21 protein-coding genes, 1 tRNA gene and 1 riboswitch are annotated in these 15,408 nt (G+C 69.6%); of the genes, 14 read left to right on the forward strand and 8 right to left on the reverse strand.

The genetic code is table 11. The annotated features are described in order from the left end of the window. The first annotated feature begins 6 nt into the window (after nucleotides 1-6). Together LB823_RS05815 and LB823_RS05820 are read left to right on the forward strand one after the other, a co-directional pair. Nucleotides 7-285: a hypothetical protein gene (locus LB823_RS05815; protein ID WP_224645820.1), complete on the forward strand. Its 279-nt coding sequence runs from the start codon at nucleotides 7-9 to the stop codon at nucleotides 283-285. An 85-nt stretch (nucleotides 286-370) separates the two neighbouring features. Further along, nucleotides 371-1,519 (forward strand): DUF418 domain-containing protein, encoded by a 1,149-nt coding sequence (locus LB823_RS05820; RefSeq protein WP_224645821.1) that lies wholly within the window; start codon nucleotides 371-373, stop codon nucleotides 1,517-1,519. Here LB823_RS05820 and LB823_RS05825 read toward each other — a convergent pair. Beyond that, nucleotides 1,503-1,817, reverse strand: a complete 315-nt coding sequence (locus tag LB823_RS05825) for a multidrug efflux SMR transporter (protein WP_224645822.1) — start codon at nucleotides 1,815-1,817, stop codon at nucleotides 1,503-1,505. The two genes, LB823_RS05820 and LB823_RS05825, sit on opposite strands and share 17 nt — an antisense overlap. An 18-nt stretch (nucleotides 1,818-1,835) precedes the next feature. Continuing rightward, nucleotides 1,836-1,899, reverse strand: a riboswitch (guanidine-III (ykkC-III) riboswitch). Between the two features lie 71 nt (nucleotides 1,900-1,970). On the opposite strand from LB823_RS05825, the gene LB823_RS05830 reads away from it, so the two are divergent. From LB823_RS05830 to LB823_RS05840, 3 genes are all read left to right on the forward strand, one after another. Next, nucleotides 1,971-2,546 (forward strand): dihydrofolate reductase family protein, encoded by a 576-nt coding sequence (locus tag LB823_RS05830; RefSeq protein WP_224645823.1) that lies wholly within the window; start codon nucleotides 1,971-1,973, stop codon nucleotides 2,544-2,546. Nucleotides 2,547-2,613: 67 nt separating this feature from the next. Further along, the gene (locus tag LB823_RS05835) at nucleotides 2,614-3,588 is read left to right on the forward strand and encodes a mechanosensitive ion channel family protein (protein WP_224645824.1); all 975 of its coding nucleotides are present in this window, start codon (nucleotides 2,614-2,616) and stop codon (nucleotides 3,586-3,588) included. A 56-nt stretch (nucleotides 3,589-3,644) separates the two neighbouring features. Next, nucleotides 3,645-4,211, forward strand: coding sequence for a dihydrofolate reductase family protein (locus tag LB823_RS05840; RefSeq protein ID WP_224645825.1), 567 nt, complete (start codon nucleotides 3,645-3,647; stop codon nucleotides 4,209-4,211). A 4-nt stretch (nucleotides 4,212-4,215) separates the two neighbouring features. Here the strand turns inward: LB823_RS05840 and LB823_RS05845 are convergent. Beyond that, a tRNA-Leu gene (locus LB823_RS05845) sits at nucleotides 4,216-4,289 on the reverse strand. Between the two features lie 86 nt (nucleotides 4,290-4,375). Here LB823_RS05845 and LB823_RS05850 point away from each other — a divergent pair. The 3 genes from LB823_RS05850 to LB823_RS05860 all read left to right on the forward strand — a co-directional run bounded on the left by LB823_RS05850 (nucleotide 4,376) and on the right by LB823_RS05860 (nucleotide 6,195). Continuing rightward, complete coding sequence (locus LB823_RS05850) at nucleotides 4,376-4,582, forward strand: RNA polymerase subunit sigma-70 (protein ID WP_068524404.1); 207 nt, start codon at nucleotides 4,376-4,378, stop codon at nucleotides 4,580-4,582. Nucleotides 4,583-4,600: 18 nt separating this feature from the next. Then, the gene (locus LB823_RS23985) at nucleotides 4,601-5,140 is read left to right on the forward strand and encodes a Clp protease N-terminal domain-containing protein (RefSeq protein ID WP_224645826.1); all 540 of its coding nucleotides are present in this window, start codon (nucleotides 4,601-4,603) and stop codon (nucleotides 5,138-5,140) included. A 128-nt stretch (nucleotides 5,141-5,268) separates the two neighbouring features. Then, entirely contained in the window at nucleotides 5,269-6,195 is a 927-nt protein-coding gene (locus tag LB823_RS05860) for a Bax inhibitor-1/YccA family protein (RefSeq protein ID WP_224645922.1), read from the forward strand. A gap of 60 nt (nucleotides 6,196-6,255) precedes the next feature. Here LB823_RS05860 and LB823_RS05865 read toward each other — a convergent pair whose 3' ends face one another. After that, on the reverse strand, nucleotides 6,256-7,173 hold the full coding sequence (locus LB823_RS05865; protein WP_224645827.1) for an SGNH/GDSL hydrolase family protein: 918 nt from the start codon (nucleotides 7,171-7,173) through the stop codon (nucleotides 6,256-6,258). A gap of 69 nt (nucleotides 7,174-7,242) precedes the next feature. Here LB823_RS05865 and LB823_RS05870 point away from each other — a divergent pair, with 69 nt between their 5' ends. After that, nucleotides 7,243-8,625 (forward strand): cystathionine beta-synthase, encoded by a 1,383-nt coding sequence (locus LB823_RS05870; RefSeq protein ID WP_224645828.1) that lies wholly within the window; start codon nucleotides 7,243-7,245, stop codon nucleotides 8,623-8,625. A 13-nt stretch (nucleotides 8,626-8,638) separates the two neighbouring features. Further along, complete coding sequence (locus LB823_RS05875; RefSeq protein ID WP_224645829.1) at nucleotides 8,639-9,811, forward strand: cystathionine gamma-synthase; 1,173 nt, start codon at nucleotides 8,639-8,641, stop codon at nucleotides 9,809-9,811. On the opposite strand, the gene LB823_RS05880 is transcribed toward LB823_RS05875, so the two are convergent. Continuing rightward, nucleotides 9,804-10,271 (reverse strand): hypothetical protein, encoded by a 468-nt coding sequence (locus LB823_RS05880; RefSeq protein WP_224645830.1) that lies wholly within the window; start codon nucleotides 10,269-10,271, stop codon nucleotides 9,804-9,806. The two genes, LB823_RS05875 and LB823_RS05880, sit on opposite strands and share 8 nt — an antisense overlap. Nucleotides 10,272-10,482: 211 nt before the next feature. Between LB823_RS05880 and LB823_RS05885 the strand changes: the two genes are divergently transcribed. Continuing rightward, entirely contained in the window at nucleotides 10,483-11,277 is a 795-nt protein-coding gene (locus LB823_RS05885) for a polysaccharide deacetylase family protein (protein WP_224645831.1), read from the forward strand. A gap of 72 nt (nucleotides 11,278-11,349) precedes the next feature. Here the strand turns inward: LB823_RS05885 and greA are convergent, their stop codons facing one another. The 3 genes from greA to LB823_RS05900 all read right to left on the reverse strand — a co-directional run bounded on the left by greA (nucleotide 11,350) and on the right by LB823_RS05900 (nucleotide 13,195). Continuing rightward, nucleotides 11,350-11,844: a transcription elongation factor GreA gene (greA, locus tag LB823_RS05890; RefSeq protein WP_068524412.1), complete on the reverse strand. Its 495-nt coding sequence runs from the start codon at nucleotides 11,842-11,844 to the stop codon at nucleotides 11,350-11,352. Nucleotides 11,845-12,008: 164 nt separating this feature from the next. Further along, nucleotides 12,009-12,677: a queuosine precursor transporter gene (locus LB823_RS05895; RefSeq protein ID WP_374201280.1), complete on the reverse strand. Its 669-nt coding sequence runs from the start codon at nucleotides 12,675-12,677 to the stop codon at nucleotides 12,009-12,011. 89 nt (nucleotides 12,678-12,766) lie between these two features. Beyond that, a complete protein-coding gene (locus tag LB823_RS05900; RefSeq protein ID WP_224645833.1) occupies nucleotides 12,767-13,195 on the reverse strand; it encodes a DUF4307 domain-containing protein in 429 nt (142 codons plus the stop codon). Between the two features lie 61 nt (nucleotides 13,196-13,256). Between LB823_RS05900 and mca the strand changes: the two genes are divergently transcribed. After that, a complete protein-coding gene (mca, locus tag LB823_RS05905) occupies nucleotides 13,257-14,123 on the forward strand; it encodes a mycothiol conjugate amidase Mca (protein WP_224645834.1) in 867 nt (288 codons plus the stop codon). Continuing rightward, nucleotides 14,123-14,449, forward strand: a complete 327-nt coding sequence (locus tag LB823_RS05910; RefSeq protein WP_224645835.1) for a hypothetical protein — start codon at nucleotides 14,123-14,125, stop codon at nucleotides 14,447-14,449. The genes mca and LB823_RS05910 overlap by 1 nt, the downstream gene beginning before the upstream one ends. Before the next feature lie 42 nt (nucleotides 14,450-14,491). On the opposite strand, the gene LB823_RS05915 is transcribed toward LB823_RS05910, so the two are convergent. Beyond that, nucleotides 14,492-14,881: a nuclear transport factor 2 family protein gene (locus LB823_RS05915; RefSeq protein ID WP_224645836.1), complete on the reverse strand. Its 390-nt coding sequence runs from the start codon at nucleotides 14,879-14,881 to the stop codon at nucleotides 14,492-14,494. Nucleotides 14,882-14,930: 49 nt separating this feature from the next. Between LB823_RS05915 and LB823_RS05920 the strand changes: the two genes are divergently transcribed. Further along, nucleotides 14,931-15,350: a MerR family transcriptional regulator gene (locus LB823_RS05920; protein WP_224645837.1), complete on the forward strand. Its 420-nt coding sequence runs from the start codon at nucleotides 14,931-14,933 to the stop codon at nucleotides 15,348-15,350. Nucleotides 15,351-15,408: the final 58 nt, after the last annotated feature.

Here is a 15,408-nt window from a genome sequence, read left to right on the forward strand (position 1 = left end):
TCGATGATGACGAAGGCAACCGAATGCGTGATCGTGGTGCTGGACGGCACCGACGCGACGGCACGACTGGTCGCTGAGCTCTCCGCGGCGGGCAACCGGGTGACCGCGGTGGGCACCAACTTCCGGGACGTGGTCTCCGTGCTCTCCGGTGACGTCTACGCGCTCGTGGCGGACCTCGCCGATCCGGAGCAGTGGGCGACGGCCGTCGACCGCGCCGAGGCGCGCCACGGCACCATCGACACCGTGCTCGACCCGGCCGGCCGGCTGGCCGCATCCGCCGCCTGACCCGCACCGTCGTACCCCTGGAATAGGGGAGGATATCCGGGCTTTCACGGAGGCGGGCCCGGTCGAACCGTCATAGCTTTGCCGCATGACGACGACGATCCCGTCGGTGCCGCGGATCGAGGCGCTCGACGCCCTGCGCGGCTTCGCGCTCGGGGGCATCTTCGCGGTGAACATCGCGATCATGGCGAACCCGGCGGGATTCGCGGAGGGCCCGGTGCGGTCCTTCGAGGAGATCTTCCTGCACAACCGCTTCTACGTGCTGTTCTCCTTCCTGTTCGGGTACTCGCTGACCCTGCAGTTCCGCTCCGCGGAGCGCGACGGCGCGAACGCCACGGCCCGCACCGTGCGTCGCCTACTCGCGCTGCTCGCGATCGGGCTGCTGCACACCGTTTTCCTGTTCACGGGCGACGTCCTCTTCGGCTACGGCCTGATCGGCCTGGCACTGCTCGCGTTGCGGGGGCTGGGGCCGCGGTCGGCGCTCCGCCTCGCCGGTGTCCTGTACGGAGCGTGCCTCCTCCTGTTCGTGGCGCTCACCGTCGCGCGGATGACCCAGTCCCCGGCAGATGCCGCGCAGACGGCGACCGACAACGCCGCGGCCCTCGACGCCGTCCGCGCGGGCTGGGGCGAGGCCGTCGCCTATCGGTGGAGCGACTGGGTCGGCCGCTTGGGGCCGACGGTCGCGTTCGGGACCCTCAACGTGCTGCCGCTGTTCCTCGTCGGCCTCGCCGCCGGAAAGGTGCGCCTGTTCGAGGACCCGGCCCGCTACCTCCCGTACCTGCCGGGGGTGCAGGCGATCGGATTCGGACTCGGCCTACCGCTCTCGATTCTCCCGGTGCTGCTGCACATCCCGCACACCGAGGCGCTCGGCTACGTCTCCGGCCCCCTACTCGCCGGCGCGTACGGCGCCACCTTCCTGCGGATCATCCACGCCCGCCCGGTGGTGTCCGAGGTCTTCGCGCCGGCGGGCCGGATCAGCGCCACGGTGTACCTCTCGCAGTCGCTGATCGCGGCCCTCGCCTTCACGGGCTACGGGTTCGCGCAGGCCGGAAGGTGGTCCGACGGTGCGGTGCTCGCCTTCGCCGCGGCCGTCTTCGTCCTGCAACTCGTCGTCGCGCGCTGGTACACCGGGCGGTTCCGGTACGGCCCCGTCGAATGGGTGCTGCGGGTGGCGACGTACGGCGGCACCGCCCGGATGCGGGAGCACGCCCGCGCGACGGTCAGTGGGCCAGCTTGAGCCCGACGACACCGCCGACGATCGCCATGATGCAGACGACCTTGACCAGCGATGCGGTCTCCTCGCCGGTCGCCATCGCGTAGACCACGGTGAGCGTGGCGCCGATGCCGACCCAGACCGCGTAGGCGGTACCGGTGGGCAGATCGCGCATGGCGTAGGCCAGGCCGGCCATGCTGGCGACGAGCGCGACGCCGAACACGATCGACGGGGTGAGCTTGGAGAAGCCCTCGGACTTGCCGAGTGCGGTGGCCCAGATGGCCTCGAGAACGCCGGAAACGATCAGAACGATCCATGCCATGATGCGAACCTCCTCAGGTTCGCACCGTCTTTTCGCTCGCCGGGTACGGTGCGCCTCGTCCGGATGTCCTTTGCGACGCCACTTACGGTACTCGACGGAGTTCGATGGTCAAGTGACGGTGACGAATCTGACCCGCGCACTAGGGTGAGCTGCATGACGCGCGAACTGGTGTACACGGGATTCATCTCGCTCGACGGGGTGGCTGACTCGCCCGGCGGGACCGTCGAGGGGCATCGCAGCGGCGGCTGGGTGGCGCGGCACGACTTCCTCCCCGAGGCCTTCTGGCTCAAGGGCGAGGAGCTGGGGGAGACGACGGCGCTGCTCTTCGGGCGCCGCAGTTACGAGGCCTTCGGCGCGGTGTGGCCGCAATCCGAGGACCACGCCGCCTACCGCGAACTGCCGAAGTACGTCGCCTCCACGACGATCGGCGAGGGCGACCTCGTCGACGGCTGGGGCGGTACGACGATCCTGCGGTCGGCGGACGACGTCGCCGCACTCAAGGAGACCGACGGCGGCGCGATCTTCATCCACGGCAGTTGCGAGCTCGCGCGCAACCTCGCCGACGCCGGCCTCATCGACCGGTACAACCTGTTGGTCTTCCCGTACCTGCTCGGCGCGGGCAAGAGCATCTTCGGCCGCGAGGATCGGGACGCCACGGCACTGCGGCTGCGGGAATCGCAGGCGTATCCCAACGGCGTGCTCAAGGTGATCTACGACGTGATTCGTTGACCGGTTCGCCGCGCATCCCCGGTTTCGGGAACTTGCGCGTGTGGCAGTCGTCCGTACCGTCGGAGGCATGTCCGATCTAGCCTTCCAGCTCAATGAGAACGGACGACAGTGGCTGATCCACACGCCCCTGGAGATAGGCCTCTACGTCGTCCTCGCCGTCGTCGTCCGATATCTGCTGCACCGCGGCATCGATCGGCTGGTCCGCGGCAACCGGCGCGACGGCGATTCGGCCCCACGGCGATTCGGCCTCGGCAGACTCGGTGGCCGGCTCAACGGTAGTCGACTGCCGGCCGTGCGGCGGCGCACCGTCGACGATCCGGCGAAGGCGCAGCGCGACCGGGAGGCCCGGGCCCGGCGGGCGCAGCGGGCCGAGACCATCGGCTCGGTGCTCAAGTCCGCGGTGTCCTTCCTGGTGCTGATCTGGGTGGTGATCCAGTCGCTCGCGATCGTCGGGGTGAACGTGGCGCCGCTCATCGCCTCCGCCGGCGTCGTGGGCGTGGCCTTGGGGTTCGGCGCGCAGAACCTGGTGCGGGACTTCATCTCCGGCATCTTCATGCTGATCGAGGACCAGTACGGCGTGGGCGACGTCGTGGACCTCGGGGAGGTCACCGGCACCGTCGAGACGGTGGGCATGCGGATCACGACGGTGCGCGACGTGCAGGGCACGCTCTGGTACGTCCGCAACGGCGAGATCATGCGGGTCGCCAACTTCAGCCAGGACTACGCGGTGGCCTTCCTGCAACTGCCCATCTCGTACTCCGCCGACGTGGATCTCGCGTGCCGCGTCGCCCTCGAGGCTGCCCTCGAGGCCGTCGCGGAGGAGCCTTTGTCCGAGGACGTCCTGGGCGCGCCCGACATGCTGGGCGTCGACGGTGCCACCGCCGACCGGGTGAGTATCCGGCTCACCGTGCGGGTGCGCGCCAACCGCCAGTGGGCGGTGGAGCGCGAGCTGCGCCGCCGGATCCTGCGGGCCTTCGACGAGCACGACATCGCCCCGCCCTACCGGAGCGGACTCCCGGTGGCCGCCGGGGTGCAGGACTGACCTGGGTCTCTACCGGGAGTGCCGCGGGGACCGGACGATTCGGTCATCATGGACGGATGCGCAGTGTCACGTACTCCCTGAGCACATCGGCGGACGGGTACATCGTGGGGCCGGACGGGGCGTTCGACTGGTCGCAGCCCGACGAGGAGGTGTTCCGCTTCGCCACCGACGAGGTGCGCGGGTTGGATGTGCACCTGATGGGGCGGAAGCTCTACGAGACGATGCTCTACTGGGACACCGCCGCGGAGACTCAGCCCCTGGACGCCGACGAGCGCGTCTTCGCCGCGCTGTGGAAGGACCTTCCCAAGGTCGTCTTCTCCACCACGCTCAGCGAGGTTCAGGGCGCCAACACCCGCCTCGCCGACGGTGACCTGTCCGAGGAGGTCGCACGCCTGCGGGCAGCATCCGGCGAGGGGAACATCGGCATCGGCGGCGCCGGCCTCGCGGCGGAGGCGGCGCGGCTCGGCCTGATCGACGAGTACCGCGTGCGCGTCTATCCCGTGCTCGTGGGCGGGGGCATCCCGTACTTCCCCCAGCAGGGGACAGCTACAGCGCTGGAGCGGGTGGGCGGCCGATCCTTCGACTGCGGTGTCGATTTCGTGCACTATCGCGTCCTGCGCTGATCGGTGCCCCCAGTCGGACTCGAACCGACACTCGGCGGATTTTAAGTCCGCTGCCTCTGCCAATTGGGCTATAGGGGCGCGTGGGGAAGCCTAGCGCGGCGACGTACCGTCGAGCCTGTCAACATGCGTTGACAGACCGAGTGTGTCAACGTAGATTGACATGCGTGAGCTCACCACCCACCCTCGTCGGATCGGCGGCATCGGAGGACCCCGCGGAGGGGCTCCGGGCCGTCGTCGCACTGCGGAAGCTGGCCGACCAACTCGAGGCGGTCCAGGTGTCCAACGCCAGGAATCTCGGCTGGTCCTGGCAGGACATCGCGGAACACCTCGCGGTCAGCCGCCAGGCGGTGCACAAGAAGTACGGCAAGTAAGCCGGGAACAGGATTGCTGTGTTCGAACGGTTCACCAAGAGCGCCCGCGTCGCGGTCGTGCTCGCCCAGGAGGAGGCGCGGGAGAACGGCGCCGACAAGATCACCCCCACTCACCTACTGCTCGGCGTGCTCGGCACCGTCGACGGTCCGCTGCAGCACGAGCTGACCGACGTGGGGCTCACGCCCGAAGCGGTCCGCGCCTCCGCCGCCGGCCGCGTGCTCACGGACAGGGACGCCGAGGCCCTGCGCGGCATCGGCATCGACGTGGGCGCCGTCGCGGACGCGATCGAGAAGCGCTTCGGCTTCGACATCCTGCGGCCCATCCGCAAGAAGTTCCGCGCCGGCCACATCCCGTTCGACCCCGAATCGAAGAAGACGCTGCAGCTCGCCGTGCGGGAGGCGGCGCACCGCAAGGATCGGAGCATCGAGAGCGCCCACATGCTGCTCGGTGTGCTGCGCAGCGACGACGCCGACTCCCTGGCCGCGGTGGAATCCGTCGTCCCCCGCGACGAGCTGCGCCGGCGCCTCTACGACCTGCTGGATCGTCCCGCGGCATAAGTTTCTGCACGTCCGCCGCGACACGGTTAAGCTGTTCGTAAAGAACGTTGCCGAAACTGGGAACTTCGGCCGCGGGCTCGAGCGTTGAAGAGTATGTACAGGTGCACGACCAGGGAAAGGACCCCACGGTGCGCGAAAGCAGCAACCCGATCTTCCGCGGGCTGACCAAGGAGACCCGCCAGCAGGCGCCCGCCGGCTATCAGCAGGGCTACCCGCAGCAGGGCTACGGTCAGCAGCAGGGATACCCGCAGGGCATGAACCTGGGGATGGGTGCCGCAGGCGCCGCCCAGGGCATGCAGTTCCAGCAGTACCAGCAGCCGCCGCAGGCCCCGTACCAGCAGGGCACGACCGGCGGCACCATGACCATCGACGACGTGGTCACGAAGACCGGTGCCACGCTCGGCGTGCTCATCGCCTTCGCGGTCGCGGCGTACGCACTCGTCGCCGGCGGCATCGTCGGTCCGATGCCCTTGGCGCTCGTCGGCGGTATCGGCGGCTTCATCCTGGTGATGGTCGCGAGCTTCGGCCGCAAGCAGGACAACCCGGCCATCGTGCTGTCGTACGCGGCGCTCGAGGGTCTGTTCGTCGGTGCCATCTCGTTCGTCTTCGCGAACTACATGGTCAGCGGCATCAGCGCCGGCGCCCTCATCGGTCAGGCCGTGCTCGCCACGGTCGGCGTGTTCATCGGCATGCTCGTGGTCTACAAGACCGGCGCCATCCGCGTGACCCCGCGCTTCACCCGCATGCTCTTCGCGGCCATGATCGGTGTCCTGGTCATGATGCTGGGCAGCGCCGTCATCGGCATGTTCGGATCGGGCCCCGGCCCGCTGCGCAACTTCCAGGAGAACCCGGTCATCGCGGTCGGCTTCTCGCTGGTCGTCATCGCGATCGCGGCGTTCAGCTTCCTGCTGGACTTCGACCAGGCGGATCAGCTGATCCGCGCCGGCGCACCTTCGAAGGCGGCGTGGGGCGTGGCCCTGGGCCTGACCGTCACGCTCGTCTGGCTGTACGTCGAGATCCTGCGCCTGCTGAGCTACTTCTACAGCAGCGACTAGTCACCACCGTCCGAACGCCCCGCAGCCCCGGCTGCGGGGCGTTCGGCGTTCGCGGCCGGTTCAGTCCCGGTGCAGGGCCCGGGCCAGGCGCACCGTGAGGCGGTTCGCGTCGGCCGCCTCGGACACCTCGGGCGGCGACGGGAGCGGCCCGTGCCACTCGCCGAGCGCGGCCAGCACCTCGGGGAGCAGCAGCCGCGCAGCCAGCTCGTAGCCCGCGGCCGACGGGTGGAAGTTGTCCGGCGAGAACATCCGCTCGGGCGCCTCCAGGAACTCCGGCGTCAGGGTGTCGGCGAAGGGCACGGGGTGTCCGCCCGCGGCGAGCACGTGCGCGCGCTGCCGCGCCGCCAGCTGCAGCCCGTACCGGCGGATCACCGACCGCAGGGGCTGGGGGATGGACTGCACGACGCCGATGTCCGGGCACGTGCCGACGACCACCTCGGCGCCCGCGCCGCGCAGCTGGGCCACGGCAGCGCCGAGGCGCCGCGCGGAGGGCTCGATCGAGTTGAGCGCCGTCACGTCGTTCGCGCCGACGATGATCACCGCCACGTCCGGGATCTGCTTCGCGATGAACGCCGCCTCGATCTGCGCGGCCAGCCCCTTCGACGTCGCGCCCACGATCGCCTTCACCGCGAGCCGCACGGTGCGCCCCGTCTCCGCCACGACGCCGCGCGCGAGCAGCACGCCGGGCGTGTGCTCGGCATCGTCGACCCCAAGGCCGGCGGCGGTGGAGTCCCCGAAGACCATGAGGCTCACGTCGGCGGGATGATGCGGCCCGGGCCGCTCGACGACGGTGGTGCCGGGGACGTAGACGCCGTCCTTCGACGGTGCCTTGTCGGTGCGGTGGGGGATGACGGTGCGCGCGGTGCGCGCCTGCTTGGTGAGGAGCGCGTAGGCGCCCCAGGTGGCTCCGGCGCCGCTGACGGCGGCGGCCGAGGTGTACAGCGCGTCACGGGCGAGCCGGTTTCGGGAGTACCCCATGAGACCAATCTAGACGGCCTGGCGTGGACCGGGCGTGAGGCGTACCGGGCGCTCTGGGACGATGGAGGCATGCGTATCGCAGGACACGTCAGCGAGTTGATCGGCGACACCCCACTGGTTCGACTGAACTCCGTGGTGAAGCCCGGATCGGGCCTGGTCGCGGCCAAGATCGAGTACCTCAACCCCGGCGGGTCCAGCAAGGACCGGATCGCGGTGAAGATGATCGACGCCGCGGAGAAGTCGGGCGAGCTCAAGCCCGGCGGCACCATCGTCGAGCCGACGTCCGGCAACACCGGCGTGGGGCTCGCGATCGTCGCGCAGCAGCGCGGCTACAAGTGCGTCTTCGTCTGCCCGGACAAGGTCAGCGAGGACAAGCGCAACGTGCTCAAGGCCTACGGCGCCGAGGTCGTCGTGTGTCCGACCGCCGTCGCGCCCGAGCACCCGGACTCGTACTACAACGTCTCCGACCGGCTCACCCGCGAGATCCCCGGCGCCTGGAAGCCGAACCAGTACTCCAACCCCAACGGCCCGGCCTCGCATTACGAGACCACCGGCCCGGAGATCTGGCGCGACACCGAGGGCAAGATCACCCATTTCGTGGCGGGCGTCGGCACCGGCGGCACCATCACCGGCACCGGCCGCTACCTCAAGGAGATCTCCGGCGGGAAGGTCAAGGTCGTCGGCGCCGATCCCGAGGGCTCCGTATACTCCGGCGGCACCGGCCGCCCGTACCTCGTCGAGGGCGTGGGCGAGGACTTCTGGCCCACCGCCTACGACCCCGACATCCCGGACGAGATCATCGCCGTCTCCGACGCCGACTCCTTCGAGATGACCCGCCGCCTCGCGCGCGAGGAGGGCCTGCTCGTCGGCGGCTCGTGCGGCATGGCCGTCGTCGCCGCGCTGCGCGTCGCCGAGCGCGACCCCGACGCCGTTGTCGTCGTGCTGCTGCCCGACGGTGGCCGCGGCTACCTGTCGAAGATCTTCAACGACAAGTGGATGTCGAGCTACGGCTTCCTGCGCGCCCCGCTCGACCCCAACGAGCAGGAGGCCCTCGTCGGCGACATCCTGCGCGGCAAGAAGGGCGAGCTGCCCGACCTGGTGCACACGCACCCGTCGGAGACCATCCGCGACGCCATCGAGATCCTCGCCGAGTACAACGTCTCGCAGATGCCGGTCGTCGGCGCCGAGCCCCCGATCATGGCGGGCGAGGTGGCGGGCGCCGTCACCGAGCGCGAGCTGCTCTCGGCCGTCTTCGAGGGCCGCGCGAACCTCGCCGACCCGGTGAGCAAGCACATGGGCCCGGCGTTCCCGCTGATCGGTGCGGGCGAGCCGATCTCGGCCGCCAATACGGCGCTGCGGGAGTCCGACGCCCTCATGGTCATCGACGACGGCAAGCCCGTCGGCGTGATCACCCGGCACGACGTGCTGAACTTCCTCTCCCACGGCAAGTAGAAGGGCCAGCGACATGAGTGAGCAGAAGAGCGCCATCGACAAGCATGCGGCGCAGGGTTTCTCGACCCGCGCGATCCACGCCGGCTACGAGCCCGACCCGCTGACCGGCGCCGTCAACGTGCCGATCTACGCCAGCTCCACCTTCGCCCAGGACGGCGTCGGCGGCATGCGCGGCGGCTTCGAGTACGCCCGCACCGGCAACCCGACCCGGCGCGCCTACGAGGCCAACCTCGCCGCGATCGAGGAGGGCACCTTCGGCCGCGGCTTCGCCTCCGGCATGGCCGCCACCGACTGCCTGCTGCGCGCCACCCTGCGCCCGGGCGATCACCTGATCATCCCCGATGACGCCTACGGCGGGACCTTCCGTCTCATCGACAAGGTCTTCTCGCAGTGGGGGATCGAGCACACCCCGGCGCCCGTCACCGACGTCGACGCCGTGCGGGCGGCGATCCGCCCCAACACCAAGCTGGTGTGGATCGAGACGCCGACCAACCCGCTGCTCAACATCGGCGACATCGAGGCCCTCGCCGAGGTGGCCCACGCCGGCGGCGCGAAGCTGGTGGTGGACAACACCTTCGCCAGCCCGTACCTGCAGACCCCGCTGGCCCTCGGCGCCGACGTGGTGCTCCACTCGGTGACCAAGTACCTCGGCGGGCACAGCGACACCGTCGGTGGCGCGCTGGTGACCAACGACGAGCAGCTCGACACCGACTTCGCCTTCCTGCAGAACGGCGCGGGCGCGGTGCCCGGCCCGTTCGACGTCTACCTCGCCCTGCGCGGCATCAAGACGCTCGGCGTCCGGATGGACCGGCACTGCGACAACGCGGAGAAGATCGTCGAGTTCCTCTCCGGCCGTCCCGAGGTGTCGACGGTGCTGTACCCGGGCCTCGAGAGCCACCCGAACCACGCGGTCGCGGCCAAGCAGATGAAGCGCTTCGGCGGCATGATCTCCGTCCGCCTCGCCGGCGGACGCGAAGCGGCGCAGCGGTTCTGCGCGCGGACCGAGATCTTCACGCTCGCCGAGTCGCTGGGCGGCATCGAGTCGCTCATCGAGCACCCCGCCGCGATGACCCACGCGTCCACCGCCGGCTCGCAGCTCGAGGTCCCCGAGGACCTGGTGCGGCTGTCCGTCGGCATCGAGGACATCGGCGACCTGGTCGCCGACCTGGAGAACGCGTTCAGCTGACGCCGCAGTACCGCCACATCCCGGACTCGTAGCGGAACTGCAGCAGCGTCTTCGCCCGGACGGGGTCCTCGTCCGGGTCGCTCGGGACACCCTGCGGCGAGTAGTGCACGACCATCGTGGCGGCCTCGCCGTCGACGGTGACGTCGCCGGTGGATCGGGGGCCGGGCGGGAACCAACGGGTGCTCCCGGCACCGTTCTTCAGCCGCGTGCACCACATGCCCGACACGTCGCGCGACGCGTCGACGTCGTCGGCGTAGATGCTGAACCGCGCTCGCACCGTGCGCTCGTCATGGGCGTCGACGGGGACCGGGTCGGACAGCGCGTGCACGAACAGCACGGCCAGTCCGAGGAGCAGGCCGGCGCCCACCGTGAGGATGACCAGGACGATCGCCGTCACGGTCAGGACGACGAAGGCGGCGGGGTGGCGCCGATGCCACGGCTCGAAGTAGTTCGGATGCACGGCACGATGGTCCGCTGCCGTCCTTGTCGGCTCCTTGTTCGCGCCTTAGGTGGGCGCGGCCGCCTCGAAAGATGTCCGATCCGCGACCGCACAGGTGGTCGCCCGGAGTAACGACTCGGTCACCATCTGAACCTTCGACTTCCCCTTCAGGGTTCGTGGGACTAAAGTGGCTCTTGTTGTAGAACATGACACAAGTGGCTGGAGTGAGTTCTTGAGGCCGAAGCAGAGCCGGAAGGTCCGCAACTACGCGGTCGCGGGGAGTGCCCTCGTGATCGCGGCTGCCGTCGCGGGGGCGGGCGGCGACGCGAACCGGGGCGAGGGCGGACCGTCGGGCCAGGGCGGCGGCACGTCGACCCCCGCGCCCGCCCCGCAGGCGGCGGCGAAGCCGGTGACCAAGCCCGTGTACCTGCCGGACGGCAGCGTCGACTGCGCCAAGAGCAAGTGCGTCGCGCTCACCTTCTCCGGCGGCCCCGGGCCCGCGACCAGGCAGTTCCTGCAGATCCTCGACAATCACGGCGCCAAGGGCACGTTCTTCGTGACCGGCGCGCAGGTCAACCTCAACCCCGACATCATGACGGCGATCGCCGGCACCGGGAACGAGGTCGCCAACGGCACCTGGACCCAGCCCGACATGACGACGCTGTCCGAGACCGACAGCACCGCGCAGTTGCAGCAGACCAACGACGCGATCCGCAGCTCCGTGGGAAGCGCGCCCACGCTGTTCCGACCGATGGGCGGGCACACGTCGCCGTCCGTCGTGGACGCCGGCAAGCGGCTGGGCCTCACCCAGGTCCTCTGGGACCTGGATTCGATGGACTACAACTACCAGGGTGATCCTGACGGCCTGACGCAGGTGCTGCTGAAGGTGAAGCCGGGACAGATCGTGATGCTGCACGACACCTTCGTCTCGTCGGCGACGGCGATGGACCGCATGATGACGCAGCTCGGCGACCAGGGCTACGCCTTCGTCACCGTCAGCCAGCTCCAGAGCAGCCGCGCCGGATAGCAGCGACGCCGACACGCGAAAGCGGGCCCGTCCCCACTGGGGGCGGGCCCGCTTTCGACGGTGCCGGGGAGCTCAGGAGTGGTACGGCTCCGCGCTGACCAGGGTCACCTTGACGACCGCGCCGCTGGGGATCGTGTACTCGCGGGTCTCGCCGACCTTCGCGTCGATCAGGGCCGCGCCGAGCGGGGAGTTGGGGGAGTAGATCTCCAGTTCACCGTCGCCCCCGCCCTCCTCGCGCGTGGCGATGAGGAAGGTCTCGGTGTCCTTCTCGTCGCCGTCGTAGTAGACCTTCACGACCGAGCCGGGGAGCGCCACGCCGGACTGCGTGGGGGCCTCGCCGACCTTCGCGTTGTTGAGGAGCTCCTGCAGCTGGCGGATACGCGCCTCCTGCTGGCCCTGCTCGTCGCGCGCGGCGTGGTAGCCACCGTTCTCCTTGAGATCGCCCTCTTCGCGACGCTCATTGATCTCGGCGGCGATGACGGGGCGGTTGGCGATCAAGGCGTCCAACTCGTGCTTGAGGCGCTCGTGGGACTCGGGGGTCAACCACGTCACCTGAGTGTCCGTCATTTCTTCGTCCTTCGTCGTAGTCGGCGGCCCGCTGCGGCTTCACCATCCCACAGCCGGCCGGCCCCGAAACGGTGCCCGGGGCCCGTAAATGCAGCAATACACGGCTCCATCCGGAACCGTGTATCCGCTGATTCTAGCATGGGAAACGGAAACGGGTATTCGGATCAGGCGGCCTGGAGCGCCTGCTGGTAGGTGGGCTCCCGGCGTTTGAGGAAGCCGCACAGCGCGTAGCTCAGCGGCATGATGAGGATCTCGACCAGCGTCTTCCACACGAATCCCAGGATCAGGTAGTTGAGGAACTGACCCGGGGTGGTGAAGCCGAGCGCGGGCGCGGCGATGGAGCAGAAGACCAGGGTGTCGAAGAACTCGCCGACGACCGTGGAGCCGAGCAGCCGCGACCACAGGTGCTTCTCACCAGTCCAGGCCTTCATGCGCACCAGGACCCAGGAGTTCATGAACTCGCCCACCAGGTAGCCCGCGAGGCCGGCGATCAGGAACCGCGGGACCACACCCGCGACGGTCTTGAAGGCCTCGTCGTTGGGCCAGCCCGGGGCGGGCGGCAGCAGCGTGGTCACCCAGAAGCACAGCGCCGCGAGCGCGAGGATCGCGAACCCGGTGAGGATCACGCGACGCATGGCCCGGAAGCCGTACACCTCGGAGATCACGTCGCCGAGGACGTACGCGAGGGGGAAGAGGTAGAAGGCGCCGTCGGTGGCGATGCCGTCGATCTGCAGGCCGAGGATCTCGACGTGCAACGACGGGGCGAACAGCACGGCCTTGGTGCCGGTGATGTTGCTGATGATCATGACGCCGACGAACAGGCCGACGAGCATGGGGAAGTAGTAACTGCTGACTGTGGCGAAGGCCGGACCGCGGTTGCGGGCCGGCTGCCCAGACTTCGGGGTGGGGGAGTTGTCAGTGCTCACGCACGGTCAAGATACGCGGGCACGTTCGTCCCGCAACCGAAGACGTCGCCGACGGCGGGCGGTTCCGTGGTGCGCACCTCGCTGCTGACCACCACGACGGGGTCCGGTGACGGGGCGACGTAGAACTCGCGGCGGCCGATCTCGTCGCCCGCCTTGTTCTTGGCGTAGACGATGCAGCTGACCGCCTGCTGCGGGTCGGTGCGGGTCACGGTGACCTGCACATCCACCGCCGAATCGGACAGCACCTCGTAGCCCGCGGTCTCGCCGGTGACCGGCTGCCGCGAGAACTTCTGATAGCCCATCCACGCGAGGCCCACGCCGAGGATCACGACCACCACCAGCCCGATGAGTCCGATACGACGGGTGCGCGCGGGATCGCGCTCGTCGGGGTAGCGATCGGAGGGGCGGACAGGGGCGGTCGACATGCTTCCATCGAAGCACACCCGGCGCGGCGGGCCCGCGCCCGATCGTGGAACACTGGGGGTCATGACCGGATACCGCCTCCTCGCCGTTCACGCGCACCCGGACGACGAGTCGAGCAAGGGCGCCGCCACCATGGCGCGGTACGCGGCCGAGGGGAACGACGTGCTGGTCGCGACGTTCACGGGCGGCGAACGGGGCGACATCCTCAACCCCGCGATGGACGTCGCGGGCGTCAAGGACCGCCTGCCCGAGGTGCGCCGCGAGGAGATGGCCAAGGCCGCCGCCATCCTGGGCGTCGAGCACCGCTGGCTCGGCTTCGTCGACTCGGGGCTGCCCGAGGGCGACCCGCTGCCCCCGCTCCCGGACGGCTGCTTCGCGCTGGAGCCGGTGGAGGTGCCCACGGAGACGCTGGTGCGCCTGATCCGCGAGTTCCGCCCGCACGTGATGATCACGTACGACGAGAACGGCGGCTACCCGCACCCCGACCACATCATGACCCACACCGTCTCGATGGCGGCCTACGAGGCCGCCGCCGATCCCGCGCAGTTCCCCGACGCCGGCGAGCCCTGGCAGATCTCGAAGGTCTACTACAGCCACGGCTTCCTGCGCGGCAAGTTCCAGGCCTTCGCGGACGAGTTCGAGAAGAACGGCCTCGAGAACCCCTACACCGAGTGGCTCGCGCGGTGGAAGGACGAGAAGAACGACATGATGGCCCGCGTGACCACGCAGGTCGAATGCGGCGAGTACTTCCCCGTGCGTGATGACGCGCTGCGCGCGCACGCCACCCAGATCGACCCCAACGGGCCGTTCTTCGCGGTGCCGATGGAGTGGCAGCAGCGCCTGTGGCCGACCGAGGAGTACGAGTTGGCGAAGACCACTGTGAGCAGCAGGATGCCTGAGAAGGACCTGTTCAGCGGGATCGAGAAGTGATGGGACCGCTACTGCAGCTCGCCACCGACGTCGCGATCCTCGCGCAGGACCCGCAGAAGCCCAAGGGGCCGGAGTTCGGCAAGTCGGGCCCGCTCGGCCTGGCCGTGATCGTCGCGCTTCTGGCGGTGACCTTCCTGCTCATCCGCTCGATGAACAAGCACGTCAAGAACCTCCCCGAGTCCTTCGACGACGAGGCGCCCGGCGAGGGCGACGAGGCCGGCGGCACCGACCACGCGGGGATCGAGGCCGACGGGGCCTCGCTCACCAAGGGCGACGGCGGACCGTCGAACAGTGCTGACGGTGCCGGGGGCGACGAGCCCCGGTAGCTCGACGCACGCCGCCGGATCGGCGGGGCGGTTCGCCCGCTACTACTGGAAGAATCCGTAGACGGTGCTGATCCGGCCGTTCTCGACGACGGCCACATCGCGGCCGTTCCCCGCCGGCGGGTTCCCGGGCGACCCGAAGCTCCACTCGAAGTACACGACGTGGTGATGGCCGTGCAGCGCGCCACGCGTGAACTCGGAATCGGGGAACTGGGCCTGCCAGCCGGCCACGTAGGCATCGATGGCAGCGATTCCCCGCGCCGCGGAGTTCGGGTCCACGTAGTACGCGTCGGGCGTGAACACCGCGGCAGCCAGCGCATGCCGGGCCCGCGGGTCGCGTTCGTTCCACATCGCGAGGTACGCCGCGACGAGTGCGGCGAAGCCGTCGTTCTCATCGGGCGTCCGGTCACCTGGGGAGGGTGTGTAGGAGTTCATGCGACCATGGTGAACGTTGAGGCCGGTCTGAAGGTCAAGGGGCTGACGAATGCACATCGGAGATCTGAGTCGCCGAACGGGTGTCAACGCCCACCAGCTGCGGTACTACGAGGCGCAGGCACTGCTGGATCCGGGGCGCACCGCCGCGGGGTACCGGGTCTACAGCGAAGACGACGTCGTCACGGTGCGGCAGATCCGGCACCTGCTCGCCGCCGGTCTCTCGACGGACGACATCGCCTACCTCCTGCCTTGCGCCAGGGGTGAGGCCCCGCAGCTCTTCGGCTGCCCGGAGCTGATCGAGGCCATGCGAGGCCGACTGGACCGCCTGGACGATCAGATCGGCACGCTGACCCGATCACGAGCGGCGCTCGCGCACTACATAGACGAGGCTGCGCGACTCGGAGCCGAGACCTACGGGCCGTTCGGTGCGGGCGCTGCGGAGCAGCGCCCGACGGCGGCGCGCCGATGAACCGGTCGGCCTACACGCGCGACCCCGCGCCCACCCCCGCACGCGGCGGACCGTCGGG

Origin of the sequence: Tsukamurella sp. M9C, assembly GCF_020169415.1 — a bacterium.
In the GTDB taxonomy this organism is placed as follows: domain Bacteria; phylum Actinomycetota; class Actinomycetes; order Mycobacteriales; family Mycobacteriaceae; genus Tsukamurella.